This window comes from Actinophytocola sp. (assembly GCF_035942955.1).
Lineage (GTDB): Bacteria > Actinomycetota > Actinomycetes > Mycobacteriales > Pseudonocardiaceae > DASYTH01.
Map to the genome: position 1 here is coordinate 1 of NZ_DASZCQ010000300.1, position 16,146 is coordinate 16,146.

The window sequence follows — 16,146 nt, forward strand, 5'->3', positions numbered from 1 at the left end:
CGGTCGCACCGCCGACCCCGGGCGCTCCCACCCCGCCGACCTGCGTGCCGGTGTCGGCCGGCTGCGTCACCAGGTCCATCCCCGGCGGCACCGGCAGCGTCCGGGCCCGGCCCAGGCTGTCCACGCTGCTGCGCTGGTAGCCGTCCATCCCGGCCACCGCCTGCTCCCGCGCCGCGCTCGTGTCCCGCACCGCCCTGGCGTGATCCGTCGTGTGCCCGAACGCCCCGGCGAACCGGTCGAATCCGCTCAGCTCCGTCGGCCCGCGCAGCGTCCCCGAGTCCGGCGCGCTGTTGCGGGTGTGCGAGAACGACCCGCTCTGGGTCGACACCCCGGCCGCCGAGTCGCCGACCGGACCCACCGCCTCGTCGGCGTACACCGCCGCGTCCTGGGTCGCCTGCGCGCCCCCCTCGGCCGCCTGCCCCTCCCAGGACACCCCGATCTCCCGCAGCTGCTCCCGCAACACCCGATCGGTCTCCGCCAACCCCGCGGCCAAGCTCACCAGCGCCCGCGCCGCGTTGTGCAGGCTCTCCGACCCCTGCCCATTCCGCAGCCCGTCCACCTGCGTGGCCAGCTCCTCATTCGAATACCCCGCAAAGCGCAGATCGCTGAGCCCGTAATCGCCGTCCATATCCCCGTCCTCACTTCAACGTCTGCAAAGTCTGCACCGCCATCGCCGCCGCAGCCTCGGCGCGCTGGCACAATTGCTCGAGCGTGAGCGATCGACCGCTGTCGTTGTCCGACGAGACCATGAGCTGCTGGCCTTGCGCCACATCGACCGCCGTATCGCATGCCGCCGCATTGCGACCGTTGGATCCCCGGATCCAATACGTTGCGGCCGGAAAATCCGCCACCGAGCGGAGCCACGCCTCGACATTACGGTCACCCGTCAACCAGGCCTCGATACCTTCATTGGTTGCCGCGGTCACCGTGTAGGTAAAATACGGTGGCTCTTGCAACATGTTGAGAACGCACTCCGCCATTCCCTTGTACTGCCGGGAACCGTTGGTGGTCTTGCGCGCCCGATCCATCTTCAGCTCGTCGAGCTGGGCCTTGGTGAACAGCGCGCACGGATCGACACCATCCAGCTTCAGCTCCCTTGGCCGGGGTGGAATGGTCACCGTCGGCGTCCCGCTGGACGGCGGTCCGCTCGACGACGGGCCGCCGGTCTCCGAGACTGGCGCGGTGGTCGAGGCGGGTGCCGCTCGACCTGCCTCTCCCTGCGTGCACCCCGCGGCGAATAGTGCTACCAGTGCCATTGCCGCCAAGCGACTATTCACGCTCGGCCCCAAAAGCGACCGCGATCGCCTCATCGGTGTAACCATAGGCCTTCGCACTGTCCGCGCACTGCCGAGCGAGATTACGTAGACCGTCGATATACGCCTTTATCCGATTGGCGTACGAATCCTCGTTGTAGATGAGCAGGTCATTCCAGGCCGGCGCAATTCGAGTACTGACATCGTCATCGCCCGGCGGCGCGACCTCGAGATCACCGAATGCCGCCCGCAACTTGTCGTCCAGCGCGTCGGCCTGGGTGCTGATGATCTGAGCGGCGGCCAGGACGTTGTCCTTGGTGACGGTGAAGGTGCCTGAGGTCTTGGCCATCGTGGTGTTGTAGGTGTCGACCTGGGCGAACGCCTCCTGGACGCCGCGGCCGATGTCGCCGAGAAGCTCCATCCCCGTTCGCTCTCCCCACTCACTGTGACCGGTCGATCTCGCTTCGTAGGCTACCAATCCGAGGGTATGGCCCACCTCAGTTTGGACGATCCGGGTGGGTGTTCGGTTCCCTCAGCGGGTGGCGGGGATGCCGACGTCACCGCGGACCGCGAGCAGGGCGATGTCGGTGCGGTGGTGGGAGCCGGGCAGGTGGACCTGCGCGACCTTGCGGTAGGCGTCGGCGCGGGCGGACTCCAGGGTGGGGCCGGTGCCGACCACGGAAAGGACGCGGCCGCCGGAGGAGACGATGGCGCCGTCGTCGCGGCGGCGGGTGCCGGCGTGCAGGACGCCGTCGGCCTCGGCGCCGGTGATGACGTCGCCGGTGCGGGGGCGGCCGGGGTAGCCCTCGGCGGCGATGACGACGGTGACGGCGTAGCCGGGGGCCCAGTCCAGCCGACCGTGCGCCGCGAGCGTGCCGGTGGCGGTGGCGTGCAGCAGACCGGCGAGCGGGGTGCGGAGCAGGGCGAGGACGGCCTGGGTCTCGGGGTCGCCGAAACGGCAGTTGAACTCGATGACCTGCGGGCCGGAGGACGTCAACGCCAACCCGGCGTAGAGCAGGCCGGTGAACGGGGTGCCGCGGCGGGCCAACTCGTCGACGACGGGTTGGACGATGCGGTCGACGACCTCGGCCGCCAGATCCGGCGACGCCCAGGGCAGCGGGGCGTAGGCGCCCATGCCGCCGGTGTTCGGGCCGGAGTCGCCGTCGCCGACGCGCTTGAAATCCTGGGCGGGCAGCAGCGGGACGACCGTGCCGCCGTCGACGAGGCAGAACAGGGAGGCTTCCGGACCGTCGAGGTACGACTCGAGCAGCACGGGGTGGCCGGCCTCGAGCAGGGTCATGGCGTGCGCGCGGGCGGCGGCGAGGTCGGGGGTGACGACGACGCCCTTGCCGGCGGCCAGGCCGTCGTCCTTGACCACCCAGGTCGGACCGAACCTGCCGAGCGCGGAGTCCAGGCGGGCCGGGTTGTCGACGATCTCGGCGTGCGCGGTCGGCACGTGCGTGTCGCGCATGATCTCCTTGGCGAACGCCTTGGAGCCCTCGATGCGGGCGGCCGCCGCGGACGGGCCGAAGCAGGCGATGCCGGCGGCGCGGACCGCGTCGGCGGCGCCGGCCACGAGTGGCACCTCCGGGCCGATGACCACCAGGTCGGCCCGCCACTCGCCGGCCAGGGCGGCGACGGACGCGGGCGCGGTCACGTCCACGCCGTAGGACTCGGCGAGCGCCGCGGTGCCGGCGTTGCCCGGCGCGCAGGCCAGCGCGGTCACCGCTGGGTCGTGCGCGAGCCCGAGCAGCAGGGCATGCTCGCGGGCGCCGGACCCGATCACTAGGACACGCACGGTGAACGAGCCTAGATTGCCGGCCCCGGTCAGCCGGCGCCGAGGGCCTGCTTGGCGCCGGGGTGCAGCGGGACCGGGTCGGTCCTGGTGGCGGTGTCCTTGCTGAGCTCCTTGGCCGACGGGTGCACCTTGACCAGGTCGGGCTGCTTGTCGAAGATCAGCTTGGTGATCGCGCAGGCATTGCCGGCCGGGAAGTCCTCGCGGACCAGCAGCACGTTGGGCACGACGATGGTGGGCACCTCGGACGGCAGCGAGTAGGTGGCCGACGGGATGCTGCCCCGGTCGTAGACCGCGTTGATCTTCTTCATGGCGTCCAGCTGCGGCGTGATGTCGATGAACTTGACCTGGTCGCGCTGGGACGTGGTCAGGTCGGTGATCTCCGGGGTGGGCAGGCCACCGGACCAGACCAGCCCGTCGAGCTGGCCGGACTTCATGCCGTCCACGGTCTGCCGCAGCGCGAGTCGCTGGGCGGAGATGTCCTTGGCCGGGTCGAGGCCGGCGGCCTGCAGCAGCCGGTTGGCGATCACCTCGGTGCCGGAGTTCGGCGAGCCGGTGGAGATCTTCTTGCCGCGCATGTCGGCGACGCTGTTGATCCCGCTGCTCGCCCTGACCACCACGTGGGTGTAGTTGGAGTAGATCCGGGCCAGCGCGGTGATCTTCTGCGGCTTGCCGTCGAAGCTGCCCTTGCCCTCGACGGCGTCCGCGGCGGTGTCGGCGAGCGAGAACGCCACGTCGTAGTCGCCGGCGGACAGCTGGCGGATGTTCTGCACGGAGGCGGTTGTCTCGGCCGCGGTGGCCTTGAGCTTGGTGTTGCCGCTGATCAGCTGGGCGAGCCCGCCGCCGAGTGTGTAGTAGACCCCGCCGGTGTTGCCGGTGGCGATGGTGATCCGGCCGTCGCCGGCCTCGCAGGCGACCTGCTGGCCCTGGTTGCCCTGGCCCGGGTTCGACGGGGCGTCGTCGCGCTTGCCGCCGCATCCGGTGGCGATCAGCCCGACGGTCAGCGCGGCGGCCAGACCGGAGCGGAAGCGCGGCCGCAGGGTGGGTGGGCGGCAGTGGCCGCGCGGGAGCGACCAGGTATGCAGTGTGGTCTTACGCGTGCGCACGATTGGTCTCCTTGTCCTGTTCAAGGGTGCGGCCCCGGGTCGCGACGTGCACGACGACCGCGGCCGCGAGGCAGGCGAGGCCGATGCCGACGGTGATCGGCTGGAGGTAGAGGAGCAGCAGCGCGGCCGGCAGGCACAGCGCCCGCTCCGGCCAGTTCGCCGGGCCGAGCAGCCAGCCGCCGGTGACGACGGCCAGCGCCGCGACGCCGAGCGCGGACACCGCGGTCACCCACAGCACGTCGACGGCGCCGCGCTGAAGCAGCAGGGCCGAGCCGTTGTCGGTGAGCACGAACGCGATCGGCACCAGGAACGCCGGCAGGGTGTACTTCCAGGTCTGCCACATGGTCTGCATGACGGAGCCGCCGGTGATCGCGGCCGCGGCGACGGCGGCCAGCGCGGTCGGCGGGGTGACCTCGGACAGCACCGCGTAGTAGAAGATGAACATCGCGGTCTCGGCGGGCTCGACGCCGAGGTCGAGCAGCGCGGGCCCGAGCACCACCCAGGCGATGATGAACGACGCGGTCACCGGGACGGCAAGGCCGAGCACGCTCACCGCGACCGCGGCGAAGATCACGGTCAGCACGAGGACGACGGTGGCGTTGGACGACACCGCACTGGCGAGCTGGACCAGCGAGTCGGCCAGCACCTGGCCGAGCCCGGTCTTGGTGATCACCGACGTGATCACGCCGGCCGCGGCGCACACCGCGATCACCGGCAGGGCGCCGCGGATGCCCTCGGCGAGCGCGTCGGCCAGCGAGCGGATCCAGGTCAGGAGCGCGGCGCCCGGCGCGCCACGGGACTCGACCAGCCGCGCGATCAGGGCGAACAGGGCGGCGACGCCGGAGGCGTAGACCACCGCGCTGAACACCGGGATGTCCAGCGCGAGGAACACCACGATGATCGCCAGCGAGGCGAAGTGGTGGATGCCGCGCTTGAGCACCTGCCAGGTGCTTGGCACGTCGACGTCGACCGCCCGCGCGCCGAACCGCCGCGCGTCGATCTCGACGGCGAGCACGATGCCCAGGTAGTACAGGACCGTGGGGACGATCGCCCACACCATGACGGTGAGGTAGGAGACCTCCAGGTACTGGGCGATGATGAAGGCGGCGGCGCCGAGCGTCGGCGGGGACAGGATCGCGCCGATGCCGGACGCGGCGAGCAGCCCGCCGGCGCTCTCCTTGGGGTAGCCGGCTTTCCGCAGCACCGGCCAGGTGATCGCGCCGAGCGTGACGGTGGTCGCGGTGCCCGAGCCGGACACCGTGCCGAGCAGGAAACCGGACGTCGCCGCGGTCCGCCCCGGCGCGGTGCGGGACTTGCGGAACAGCGCGAAGCTGAAGTCCACGAAGAACTTCCCGGCGCCCGACGAGTTCAGCACGGCGCCGTAGATGGTGAACAGCACGATGTAGGTGGCCGCGACGCCGAGCGGGATGCCGTAGAACCCGCTGGCGTCGTTGAAGAACCCGTTGATGATCTGGCTGTAGTCGAACCCGGCGTGCGCGACGCCCCAGTTCTGCGGCAGGTAGCCGCCGTAGTAGGCGTACCCGATGAACACCAGGCACACGGCGGGAAGCACCAGGCCGGTGGTGCGCCGGGTGGCCTCGATGATCAGCAGCAGCAGCCCGGTGCCGGCCGCTATGTCCATAGTGGACAACTGGCCGCCACGGTCCAGGAAGGCGTTGTAGCCGACCAGGATCGGGTACAGGCCGGCGACGAGGGCCAGCGCGGCGAGCACCCAGTCGGCGATGCCGGGATTGTCGGGCGCGGCCGGGTCGCGGCGGCGGGCCAGCGGCCGATAGCACAGGTAGACCATCGGAAGGGTGAGCCCGAGGAAGATCACCAGGTAGTAGGTCAGGCCCTGGGCCAGCGGCCAGAAGACCTGCCACAGCACGAGCAGGGCGACGGCGATCGCCGCCACCCGGACGAACCGGTCCCAGCGCGGGCCGAGGCGGCGCGCCGGACGCTCCTCGTCGTGCGCGCCGACCGTGTCCATGACGTCCGGCCGCGACGCCAGTTCGCCGGGCCGTGTGCCCTCGATCATCAATCGGCAACCTACCCGTGGCCCCTGTCCCGGAGACTCTTTCGTACGTATCGTCATCGGGCGTTACCGCAACGTGACCTCACGGGAGGGACCTGGAATGCGCGAGAAGATCCTGCGGCTCGCCGTGATCGCGGCCTCGACGCTGGCTCTGGTCGGGGGCGCGTCGGCGGTGATCGCCGAGCCGGCCGCGCCGGACACCGACGAGCGGCACGCGGCCGGACCGCTGGTGATCGGCCACCGCGGGGCCTCCGGCTACCGTCCCGAGCACACGCTGGCCTCCTATGAGCTCGCCGCGCGGATGGGCGCCGACTACATCGAGCCCGATCTGGTGATCACCAAGGACGGGGTGCTGATCGCCCGGCACGAGCCGGAGATCGGCGGCACCACCGACGTGGCGGCCCACCCCGAGTTCGCCGCGCGGCGCACCACCAAGAACCTCGACGGCACGCCGACCACCGGCTGGTTCGCCGAGGACTTCACGCTGGCCGAGCTGCGAACGCTGCGCGCGACCGAGCGCATCCCGCAGTTCCGCCAGGAGAACACGATCTTCAACGGCCGCGACCGGGTGCCCACCCTGCAGGAGGTCATCGACCTGGCCAAGCGGCTTTCCCGCGAGCTGCACCGGGAGATCGGGATCTACCCGGAGACCAAGCACCCCACGTACTTCCGCAAGCAGGGCCTGCCGCTTGAGCCGAGGCTGGTGGAGACGCTCGACCGCAACGGGCTCAACCACCGGCGCGCCAAGGTGTTCGTGCAGTCCTTCGAGGTGTCCAACCTCAAGGCGCTCGACCGGCAGCTGCGCGTCCCGCTGGTGCAGCTGACCTCGGCCACCGGCGCCCCGTTCGACTTCGTCGACACCGGGGACCCGCGCACCTACGCCGACCTGGTCACCGCGGCCGGCCTGCGCGAGGTGGCCGGCTACGCCGACGGCCTCGGCCCGGACAAGAACCAGGTCATCCCGCGGGACGCGGCCGGCAACCTGACCGCGCCGACCGCCCTGGTGCGCGACGCCCACGCGGCCGGCCTGCGGGTGCACCCGTACACCTTCCGGGCGGAGAACAACTTCCTGCCGACCAACCTGCGCTCCTCGGCCGTCCTCGCCGACTACGGCAACCTGTTCGCCGAGCTGGAGGCCTTCTTCGCCGCCGGCGTCGACGGGGTGTTCACCGACAACCCGGACATCGGGGTCGCCGCCCGCTGATCCACCGGCCGTCGCCGCGCGTGCGAGGATTTGGGGCGTGCGCTCGGGTTCGGCGTCGTTCGGCGAGGAGCTGCGGGCTCGGCGGGTGCGGGCCCGGCTGACCCAGCAGGAGCTGGCCGACCGGGCCGGCGTGAGCGTGCGCGCGGTGCGGTACATCGAGCAGGGCAAGGTGGCCCGGCCGAGGGCCGACTCGGTGCGGCGGCTGGGCGCGGCGCTCGGGCTGAGCGTCGAGCGGTGGCCGGAGCGGGGCACGGACCGGCTGTGGATCGGGGTGCTCGGCCGGCTCGAGGTGGTGCACGGGGGCCGGCCGGTGGACGGCGGGACGCTCAAGCAGCGGTCCCTGCTCGGCCTGCTCGCGTTGCACGCCAACCAGGTCGTCACCCGGTCGGAGATCATCGACGTGCTGTGGGGGGACGATCCGCCGGACAGCTGCCAGAACCTCGTGCACACCTACGTCTCGCGGCTGCGCAAGGCGATCGCGCCGGGGCCGGTGCCGCTGATCTCCGCGCAGCGCGGCGGCTACCTGCTGGCGGTGCAGGCCGACCAGCTTGACCTGCTGCGGTTCGACCGGCTGCTGGGACGGGCGAGGGAGGCGCCGCCGCGGGCGGCGGTGGGCCTGTACCAGGAGGCACTGCACGGCTGGCGCGGTCCGCTGCTGGCCGACCTGCCCGCCGGGGTGCGGCATCATCCGGCCGCGCTTGCGGTCACCGCGCGCCGGCTGACCACCGCGCTTGACTACGCCGACCTGGCGCTGAGCGTGGGCGCGCCCGGCCAGCAGCTCGTCGAGCAGCTGCGCGCGCTGGCCAGGGAGGAGCCGCTGCACGAGGGCCTGCACGCCCGGTTGATGCTGGCGCTGGCCGGGTCCGGCCAGCAGGCCGCGGCGCTGCGGCTGTTCACCGAGCTGCGCCGGCGGCTCGGCGAGGAGCTGGGGGTCCAGCCGGGGGCCGAGATCCGGGCCGCGCATCTGCGCATCGTCCGGCAGGGCGGGCCGGTGCGGGCGGCCGCGGCGCGGCGGCCGGTGCCGGCGCAGCTGCCCGCCGACGTGGCCGGGTTCGCCGGCCGGTCCGAGGACCTCGACCGGCTCGACCGGCTGCTGCCGCGGGCCGGGCGGGACACCGCGGTGATGATCGCGACGGTCACCGGATCGGCCGGGGTGGGAAAGACGGCGCTGGCCGTGCACTGGGCGCACCGCGTGCGGGACCGGTTCCCCGACGGTCAGCTCTACGTCAACCTGCGCGGCTGCGCCAGCGGTCCGCCGGCCCCGCCGCTCGAGGCGCTGACTCACTTCCTGCGCGCGCTGGGGGTGCCGGCCGAGCGGGTGCCGGTGGACGCCGAGGAGGCCGCCAACCTGTACCGCACCCGGCTGGCCGACCGGCGGACGCTGATCCTGCTGGACGACGCCGCCGGGGCGGAGCAGGTGCGCCCGCTGCTGCCCGGCAGCCCGGGCTGCATGGTGGTGGTGACCAGCCGCGACCGGCTGACCGGCCTGGTGGCCAAGGAGGGCGCCCGGCGGATCGGCCTCGACGTGCTCGACGCCGGCGACTCCCGGGCGCTGCTGGCCGGGATGCTCGGCGACGCCAGGGTGCTGGCCGAGCCGGACGCGGTCGAGGAGCTGGGCCGCATCTGCGCGCACCTGCCGCTGGCGCTGCGGATCGCCGCGGCGAACCTGCTCGCCGCCCCGGCGCGGGGCATCGCCGACTACACCGCCGAGCTGCGCGACCACGGCCGGCTCGGCGGGCTGACCATCGACGGGGAGGACCGGGGCCCGGTGCGGGCCGCGTTCGACCTGTCCTACGCCAGGCTGGAGCCCGGCACGAGGAGACTCTTCCGGCTGCTCGGCCTGGTTCCCGGGCCGGACTTCACGCACGAGGCCGCGGCGGCGCTGGCCGGCGGGTCGATCGAGGACGCCCGGCGGGCGCTCGGCCAGCTCGCCGCCGCCCACCTGGTGCAGCAGCAGGTGGCCGGCCGCTACCAGTTCCACGACCTGCTCCGGGACTACGCCGCCGAGGCGGCCCGCCGGGAGGACGCCGACGAGTGCCACGCGGCCGTGGAACGGTTGCTGGACTTCTACCTGCGCACGGCCGACCAGGCCACGCGCCTGCTCTACCCGCACGTGCTGCGGCTGGCCCGGCCGGCCGCCGAGGGCGGGGCGGGCCCGGCCGAGCCGGCCACCGAGAGCGCGGCCCTCGACTGGCTGGAGGCCGAGCGGGCCAACCTCGTCGCGGCCGCGGTGCCCGGATCCGAGTACGGCGTGCCGAGCTACGCGTGGCGGATCGCCGACACGCTGCGCGGCTACTTCATCAGCCGCGGGCTCGGCGGCGACGGGCTTGCGGTGTGCGCCGCGGCGCTGAGCGCGGCCGAGCGCATGGGCGACGAGGCCGGCGAGGCGTCGGCGCACGACGTGCTCGGGCTGATCCACTACAACCTCGGCGACTTCCGGCTGGCCATGGCGTGTCACACCAACGCCCTGGAGATCAACCGGCGGATCGGCAACCCGAGCGCCGAGGCCAGCTCCCTGCACAACCTCGGCCGGGCGTGCGCGCACCTCGGTCAGCCGGCCCGCGCGGCCCGGTTCCACGAGCGGGCGCTGGAGATCAACCGGCGGATCGGGGACCGGCACGGCGAGGCCATCGCGCTCAACTACATCGGCTCGGCCGCGCTGGTCCTCGGCCAGCCGGACACCGCGTACGCGCACTCCAGCCAGGCCCTGCGGCTGAGCCGGGAGATCGGCGACCGGCACGTCGAGGCCCGGTCGCTCAACAGCCTCGGCCTGATCATGTGGAAGGCGCGCTCGCACGAGGCGGCCGAGCGCTACTTCGCCGAGGCACTGCGGCTGGCTCGGGAGATCGGTTTCTCCTACGCCGAGGCGTCTGTCCTCATCGGACTGTCACGGGTCCGGCGGAGCACCGGCCGGCCCGCCGAGGCGATCGCGCACTGCCAGGAGGCGCTGGCCGTCATGCGCGATCGCGGCATCCACCTGTTCGAGGGCCGGGTGCTGGCCGAGCTGGCCTACGCCCACCTGGAGCTCGGCGAGGTGGAGCAGGCCGCGGCGCACGCTCAGCGCGCGCTGGACGTGGTGCGCCGCCGCCGGCAACGGCTCATCGAGGCCCGCGCCCTGCACGTGCTCGGCCTTGCCTACCGCGCCACCGGCGACACCGACCTGGCCCGCGCGCACTGGCGGGCGGCGCTGACGATCTTCACCGAGATCGGCGCCCCGGAAGAGCACGCGGTGCGCGAGCTGCTCGCGGCGGGCTAGTACCCGGTCCGGAGACGTACGACTCGGGTGCCGGAGCGTACGACTCGCCGGGTCAGGGGGCCAGGTCGTGGCGGACGATGGTCTGGTCGCGGCGGGGACCGACGCCGATGGCGGAGATGCGGGCCCCGGCCAGCTGCTCGAGGCGTTCGACGTAGCGGCGCGCGTTGCCGGGCAGGTCGTCGAAGTGGCGGCACTCGGAGAGGTCCTCCCACCAGCCGGGCAGCTCCTCGTAGACCGGGATGGCGTGGTGCAGGTCGGTTTGGGTCATCGGCATGTCGTCGACCCTTCGTCCGTCCACCTCGTACGCGACGCAGACCGGAACGGTGTCCAATCCGGACAGCACGTCGAGCTTGGTGAGGAAGTAGTCGGTGATCCCGTTGACCCGCGCGGCGTACCGGGCGATCACCGCGTCGAACCAGCCGGTGCGCCGGGGCCGGCCGGTGGTCACGCCGACCTCGCCGCCGGACTTGCGCAGCCGCTCGCCCATCTCGTCGTGCAGCTCGGTGGGGAACGGACCGGAGCCGACCCGGGTGGTGTACGCCTTCAGGATGCCGATCACCGAGTCGATCCGGGTGGGGCCGATGCCGGAGCCGGCGCAGGCGCCGCCCGCGGTCGGGTTGGAGGAGGTGACGAACGGGTAGGTGCCGTGGTCGACGTCGAGCAGGGTGCCCTGCGAGCCTTCCAGCAGCACCATCTCGCCGCGCTCGAGGGCCTGGTTGAGCAGCAGCCGGGTGTCGGCGATGCGGTGGGCGAACTTCTCGCCGTGGGCGAGCATCGCGTCGGACACCTGCACCGGGTCGAGCGCCTTGCGGTTGTAGACCTTGACCAGGATCTGGTTCTTGATGTCCAGGGCCGCCTCGACCTTCTGCCGGAGGATCTTCTCGTCCAGCAGGTCCTGCACGCGGACCCCGACGCGGGCCACCTTGTCCTGGTAGGCCGGGCCGATGCCGCGCCCGGTCGTGCCGATCTTCCGCTTGCCCAGGTAGCGCTCGGTGACCTTGTCGATGGCCACGTGGTACGGCATGAGCAGGTGCGCGTCGGCGGAGATCAGCAGCCGGGTGGTGTCCACGCCGCGGTCCTCCAGCCCGGCCAGCTCGGTGAGCAGCACGCCGGCGTCGACCACCACCCCGTTGCCGATCACGTTCCACACGTGCGGGCTGATGATCCCGGACGGGATCAGGTGCAGCGCGAAGTCCTGGCCGTCCGGCAGCACCACGGTGTGCCCGGCGTTGTTGCCACCCTGGTAGCGCACCACCCACTGGACGCGCTCGCCGAGCAGGTCGGTCGCCTTGCCCTTCCCCTCGTCGCCCCACTGGGCGCCGATGAGCACGATTGCCGGCATGTGACACTCCCCGGTGGACTGGATCGTTCAGGCGATGTGCCGGGGATCGAGCGTAGACCAGGGAGGCGCGGTGGCCGTAGTGGTGTTGGCCTGCGGGATTACCGCCACCCGGCCGGGGTGGCGGGAGGTGCCGGCGATGCCCGGAAAGTCCGACCTCGACCCGCTGCTCGCCACCGCGCCGGACCGGGTGGTGGTGGTCGGCACGGACGCCGACCTGGCCGCGGTGGTGCTGCGGCTGCTGCGCACCGAGCGGCTCGACCGGGCGGTCGGCTTCGTCCCGGCGGATCGGCGGCGCTCCGCGGTGGCCGGCCTGTGGGGCCTGCCGAGGGACGCGCTCGACTTCGCCGTCGACGGCGATCCGGTGCCGATCCCCCTGGTACGCGACGACTCCGGCGGGGTCCTGGTCGGCCGCGGCCGGATCGGACCGGTGGACGGTGAGGCGTACTGCGACGATCAGCTCGCCCTGCGCGGTCGCGCCGCGGCCATCGAGGTCACGCCCGACTCCGGCGGCGGCGTGCACGGCCGGGTGGTCCACGGTGGACTGTTGCGGCGGGTGCGGTCCTACCGGGGCCGGGCCTTCCAGGTCGGCTGCCATCCCACGACGGTCACCTCCGACGGCGTCGAGCATCCCCGGCCGGTACGCCGGTGGACCTGGTACCGGCACACCGAGGACCTGCGTGCAGTCGCCGTGCCCGGGGTGCGGGGCTAGACCGTTCGGCCGCGTTCGAACGTCCGGACCACACGGCAGTCGTCCGCATTCCGTCGGACGTACATCGGGAGATATTGCTCCGTTCACCTCCGTGGCTCAGATTCGTTGGTGATGTTCCAACGTGGTCCCTGCACACGGAGGCAACATGTCGGGGAATGGCGGGCTATCGCCGCATGTCTGTTGCTCATCACAGGTTTCACCGTCGGAATGGTCGGCATCGCCGCCGCCGAGCCGCCGAACATTCCGAGCGAGTCCACCGCCCGGTCCGAGCTGGCCGCATTGCGGGTGGCGCCGGACGGATCGAGCTCAGGGTACTCGCGGGACATGTTCCCGCACTGGAGCACGGTTTCCGGGACCTGCAACACCCGCGAGACCGTGCTCAAGCGGGACGGCACCGGTGTGGTCACCGACTCGGCGTGCGCGGCGGTGTCCGGGCGCTGGTTCAGCCCGTACGACGGCGCCACCTGGAGCCAGGCGTCCGATGTGGACATCGACCACGTCGTGCCGCTGGCCAACGCCTGGCGGACCGGCGCCTCGTCGTGGACGACGGCACGGCGTCAGCAGTTCGCCAACGATCTGTCCAACCCGCAGCTGATCGCGGTGACCGACAACGTCAACCAGTCCAAAGGCGACCAGACGCCGGCCACCTGGAAGCCGCCGCGCACCACGTACTGGTGCACCTACGCGAAGATGTGGACGCACACCAAGTACCGGTACGCGCTCACGATCAACTCGGCGGAGAAGTCGGCGCTGACCGACATGCTCAACCGCTGCTGACTCCTTGCCGGGCTAGGAAAAGCCGAGCTGGGCCGGTGCCTTCGGGTCGGCGTCGGCGAGGAACTGGGTGCAGCGCTCGGCCTCCTCGGGCTCGCCGATCGTCTGCGCGGCGCGGGCGAGGGCGGCCAACGCGCGCAGGAAGCCCTGGTTCGGCCGGTGCTCCCACGGGATCGGGCCGGCGCCGCGCCAGCCGGCGCGGCGCAGCTGGTCAAGGCCGCGGTGGTAGCCGGTGCGGGCGTAGGCGTAGCCGGCGAGGTCCTCGCCCGCGGTCAGCGCGCGCTCGGCCAGCGCGGCCCAGGCCTCGCTGAAGTCGGGCCAGGACCGGGCCACCTCGGCCGGATCCCGGCCGCCGTCCATCGCCGCCTGCGCCTCGGGCCGCTCCGGCAGCCGGGTGGGCTCGGGTCCGAGCAGGTTGGTCATCAGCCGGCCAGCATCCGGCCGGCGGAGCGCAGGTCGTCGCAGGCCTGCGTGACGCGGGTGGCCATGGACTGCTCGGCGGCCTTGAGGTAGCTGCGCGGGTCGTAGGTCTTCTTGTTGCCGACCTCGCCGTCGATCTTGAGCACGCCGTCGTAGTTCTTGAACATGTGGTCGGAGATCGGACGGGTGAACGCGTACTGCGTGTCGGTGTCGATGTTCATCTTGATCACGCCGTAGGACAGCGCCTCGTGGATCTCCTCGAGCAGCGAGCCGGAGCCGCCGTGGAAGACCAGGTCGAACGGCTTGGACCCGGCCGGCATCCCGAGCTTGCCGGCGGCCACCTCCTGGCCCCGCTTGAGCACCTCGGGCCGCAGCTTCACGTTGCCCGGCTTGTACACGCCGTGCACGTTGCCGAACGTGGCGGCCAGGATGTAGCGGCCCTTCTCCCCGGCGCCCAGCGCGTCGATCGTCTTGAGGTAGTCGTCCTCGGTGGTGTACAGCTTCTCGTTGATCTCGTTGGCGACACCGTCCTCCTCGCCGCCGACGACGCCGATCTCCACCTCGAGGATGATCTTCGCCTTGGCGGTGGCGTCAAGCAGCTCGGCGGCGATCTCCAGGTTCTCCTCGAGCGGAACCGCCGAGCCGTCCCACATGTGCGACTGGAACAGCGGCTGACCGCCCGCGGCCACCCGCTCCGCGCTGATCGCCAGCAGCGGCCGGACGAACCCGTCCAGCTTGTCCTTGGGGCAGTGGTCGGTGTGCAGCGCCACGTTCACCGGGTACTTCTCGGCGACCACGTGGGCGAACTCGGCGAGGGCCACCGCGCCGGTGACCATGTCCTTGACCTTGGTGCCGGAGAGGAACTCCGCGCCGCCGGTGGACACCTGGATGATTCCGTCGCTCTCGGCCTCGGCGAACCCGCGCAGCGCGGCGTTGAGCGTCTCGGACGACGTGACGTTGATGGCCGGGTACGCGAACTCGTTCGCCTTGGCCCGGTCCAGCATCTCGGCATAGACCTCGGGTGTGGCGATGGGCATGGGACACGTCCTCCTCGGAGCCGCACGGCGCTGTCGTCTTACAGGATCCTATTAGCCCATGGGTGCAGACTGGAGGTATGGCAACCGCACGCTGGAATGGCAAGGTCATCGCCGAGAGCGACAAAACCACGATCGTGGAGGGCAACCACTACTTCCCGATCGAGTCGGTCCACCAGGAGTACCTCAAGCCCTCCGAGACGCACACCACCTGCCCGTGGAAGGGCGAGGCCAGCTACTACACGCTCGAGGTGGACGGCGACCGCAACGAGGACGCGGCCTGGTACTACCCGGAGCCGAAGCGGGCGGCCGCGCAGATCAAGGACCACGTCGCGTTCTGGCGCGGGGTGGAGGTCACCGCCTGAGGTCGAGCAGCGCGGGCGCCAGGGTCCGGTGCGCAGGCAGGCGCTCGCTGCCGCGGTTGAGCACCTGAACGGCCACGTGGTCGGCGCCGGCCCGGTGGTGCGCGGCGATCCTGGCCCGGATGGCGTCCTCGTCGCCCCAGGCCACCAGGTCGTCGACGAGCCGGTCGCTGCCGCCGTACGCCAGGTCCTCCTCCGCGTAGCCGAGCCGGCGCAGGTTGGTGGTGTAGTTCGGCAGCTGCAGGTACAGCGCCAGGCTCTCGCGCGCGGCGGCGCGGGCCCGGCCGGGGTCGGTCTCCAGCAGCACCTTCTGCTCGGGCGCGAGCAGCCGGTCGGGGCCGAGCACCACCCTGGCCCGCCGGGTGTGCTCCGGGGTGACCAGGTACGGATGCGCGCCCGCGGCGCGCCGCGCGGCCAGGGCCAGCACCCGCGGGCCGAGCGCGGCCAGCACCCGGTGCTCCACCGGCACCCCGCCGGCGTCGAACGCGTCGAGGAACTCGACCAGCCGCCGGTACGGCCAGGCGTACCGGCCGGTCCGCTCGTGGTGCCCGGCGCCGATGCCGAGCAGGAACCGGCCGGGATGGGCCGCGGTCAACCGGTGGTAGGCCGCCACGAGCGTCTCGGGCGGGTCGTTCCACACGTTCGCGATGCCGGTGGCGATCGGCATCCGCTTGGTGGCCTCGAGCAGCTCCTCGATCTGCCGCAGCTCACCGCCGGGCGAGCCACCCAGCCAGAACGCGCCGAAGCCCAGATCCTCCAGCTCGGCCGCCACCTCCGGCAGCGCCCCGTGGGCCCATGCCCGCGGGACCGTCCACACCCCGATCCCACCGATCTCGATCGCCATGTCGGTGGCAAC

15 protein-coding genes are annotated in these 16,146 nt (G+C 72.1%); 5 read left to right on the forward strand and 10 right to left on the reverse strand.

Annotation, left to right across the window (positions count from 1 at the left end):
* The 6 genes from VGX25_RS29955 to VGX25_RS29980 all read right to left on the reverse strand — a co-directional run.
* The coding region (locus tag VGX25_RS29955; protein ID WP_326921294.1) for a PPE domain-containing protein at window positions 1-628 on the reverse strand (628 nt) is incomplete at its 3' end.
* Between the two features lie 10 nt (window positions 629-638).
* Entirely contained in the window at window positions 639-1,322 is a 684-nt protein-coding gene (locus VGX25_RS29960; RefSeq protein ID WP_326921295.1) for a DUF3558 domain-containing protein, read from the reverse strand.
* Window positions 1,270-1,674, reverse strand: coding sequence for a PE domain-containing protein (locus VGX25_RS29965; protein ID WP_326921296.1), 405 nt, complete (start codon window positions 1,672-1,674; stop codon window positions 1,270-1,272). The genes VGX25_RS29960 and VGX25_RS29965 overlap by 53 nt, the downstream gene beginning before the upstream one ends.
* A gap of 111 nt (window positions 1,675-1,785) precedes the next feature.
* Entirely contained in the window at window positions 1,786-3,051 is a 1,266-nt protein-coding gene (gene purD / locus VGX25_RS29970) for a phosphoribosylamine--glycine ligase (RefSeq protein WP_326921297.1), read from the reverse strand.
* Window positions 3,052-3,080: 29 nt separating this feature from the next.
* Window positions 3,081-4,154 carry a TAXI family TRAP transporter solute-binding subunit gene (locus VGX25_RS29975; RefSeq protein WP_326921298.1) on the reverse strand — a complete coding sequence of 358 codons (1,074 nt, stop codon included), beginning with the start codon at window positions 4,152-4,154 and terminating at the stop codon, window positions 3,081-3,083.
* Window positions 4,141-6,192, reverse strand: coding sequence for a TRAP transporter permease (locus VGX25_RS29980; RefSeq protein WP_414636031.1), 2,052 nt, complete (start codon window positions 6,190-6,192; stop codon window positions 4,141-4,143). The genes VGX25_RS29975 and VGX25_RS29980 overlap by 14 nt, the downstream gene beginning before the upstream one ends.
* A 97-nt stretch (window positions 6,193-6,289) precedes the next feature.
* Between VGX25_RS29980 and VGX25_RS29985 the strand changes: the two genes are divergently transcribed.
* Both VGX25_RS29985 and VGX25_RS29990 read left to right on the forward strand, forming a co-directional pair.
* On the forward strand, window positions 6,290-7,393 hold the full coding sequence (locus VGX25_RS29985) for a glycerophosphodiester phosphodiesterase (protein WP_326921299.1): 1,104 nt from the start codon (window positions 6,290-6,292) through the stop codon (window positions 7,391-7,393).
* Window positions 7,394-7,430: 37 nt separating this feature from the next.
* Entirely contained in the window at window positions 7,431-10,649 is a 3,219-nt protein-coding gene (locus tag VGX25_RS29990) for a tetratricopeptide repeat protein (RefSeq protein WP_326921300.1), read from the forward strand.
* Between the two features lie 52 nt (window positions 10,650-10,701).
* On the opposite strand, the gene VGX25_RS29995 is transcribed toward VGX25_RS29990, so the two are convergent.
* On the reverse strand, window positions 10,702-11,991 hold the full coding sequence (locus tag VGX25_RS29995) for an adenylosuccinate synthase (protein WP_326921301.1): 1,290 nt from the start codon (window positions 11,989-11,991) through the stop codon (window positions 10,702-10,704).
* A gap of 70 nt (window positions 11,992-12,061) precedes the next feature.
* Here VGX25_RS29995 and VGX25_RS30000 point away from each other — a divergent pair, with 70 nt between their 5' ends.
* Both VGX25_RS30000 and VGX25_RS30005 read left to right on the forward strand, forming a co-directional pair.
* Window positions 12,062-12,700 (forward strand): hypothetical protein, encoded by a 639-nt coding sequence (locus tag VGX25_RS30000; protein WP_326921302.1) that lies wholly within the window; start codon window positions 12,062-12,064, stop codon window positions 12,698-12,700.
* A gap of 207 nt (window positions 12,701-12,907) precedes the next feature.
* Window positions 12,908-13,477, forward strand: a complete 570-nt coding sequence (locus VGX25_RS30005) for an HNH endonuclease family protein (RefSeq protein WP_326921337.1) — start codon at window positions 12,908-12,910, stop codon at window positions 13,475-13,477.
* Window positions 13,478-13,489: 12 nt separating this feature from the next.
* On the opposite strand, the gene VGX25_RS30010 is transcribed toward VGX25_RS30005, so the two are convergent.
* Entirely contained in the window at window positions 13,490-13,897 is a 408-nt protein-coding gene (locus tag VGX25_RS30010) for a DUF3151 domain-containing protein (RefSeq protein WP_326921303.1), read from the reverse strand.
* Window positions 13,897-14,931, reverse strand: coding sequence for a class II fructose-bisphosphate aldolase (gene fbaA / locus VGX25_RS30015; RefSeq protein ID WP_326921304.1), 1,035 nt, complete (start codon window positions 14,929-14,931; stop codon window positions 13,897-13,899). Before fbaA ends, VGX25_RS30010 begins: the two co-directional genes overlap by 1 nt.
* A 77-nt stretch (window positions 14,932-15,008) precedes the next feature.
* Between fbaA and VGX25_RS30020 the strand changes: the two genes are divergently transcribed.
* Window positions 15,009-15,293 (forward strand): DUF427 domain-containing protein, encoded by a 285-nt coding sequence (locus tag VGX25_RS30020; RefSeq protein WP_326921305.1) that lies wholly within the window; start codon window positions 15,009-15,011, stop codon window positions 15,291-15,293.
* On the opposite strand, the gene VGX25_RS30025 is transcribed toward VGX25_RS30020, so the two are convergent.
* Window positions 15,283-16,134, reverse strand: coding sequence for an LLM class F420-dependent oxidoreductase (locus VGX25_RS30025; RefSeq protein WP_326921306.1), 852 nt, complete (start codon window positions 16,132-16,134; stop codon window positions 15,283-15,285). The genes VGX25_RS30020 and VGX25_RS30025 overlap by 11 nt on opposite strands.
* Between the last annotated feature and the right edge of the window lie 12 nt (window positions 16,135-16,146).

Excerpts from the sequence above, each read along its gene's own strand:
- VGX25_RS30025 (WP_326921306.1), bottom strand. The coding sequence starts at position 16,134 with ATGGCGATCGAGATCGGTGGGATCGGGGTGTGGACGGTCCCGCGGGCA.
- fbaA (WP_326921304.1), bottom strand. The coding sequence starts at position 14,931 with ATGCCCATCGCCACACCCGAGGTCTATGCCGAGATGCTGGACCGGGCC.
- VGX25_RS29960 (WP_326921295.1), bottom strand. The coding sequence starts at position 1,322 with ATGGTTACACCGATGAGGCGATCGCGGTCGCTTTTGGGGCCGAGCGTG.
- VGX25_RS30020 (WP_326921305.1), top strand. The coding sequence starts at position 15,009 with ATGGCAACCGCACGCTGGAATGGCAAGGTCATCGCCGAGAGCGACAAA.
- VGX25_RS30010 (WP_326921303.1), bottom strand. The coding sequence starts at position 13,897 with ATGACCAACCTGCTCGGACCCGAGCCCACCCGGCTGCCGGAGCGGCCC.
- VGX25_RS29980 (WP_414636031.1), bottom strand. The coding sequence starts at position 6,192 with ATGATCGAGGGCACACGGCCCGGCGAACTGGCGTCGCGGCCGGACGTC.
- VGX25_RS29965 (WP_326921296.1), bottom strand. The coding sequence starts at position 1,674 with ATGGAGCTTCTCGGCGACATCGGCCGCGGCGTCCAGGAGGCGTTCGCC.
- VGX25_RS29985 (WP_326921299.1), top strand. The coding sequence starts at position 6,290 with ATGCGCGAGAAGATCCTGCGGCTCGCCGTGATCGCGGCCTCGACGCTG.
- VGX25_RS30005 (WP_326921337.1), top strand. The coding sequence starts at position 12,908 with ATGGTCGGCATCGCCGCCGCCGAGCCGCCGAACATTCCGAGCGAGTCC.
- VGX25_RS29995 (WP_326921301.1), bottom strand. The coding sequence starts at position 11,991 with ATGCCGGCAATCGTGCTCATCGGCGCCCAGTGGGGCGACGAGGGGAAG.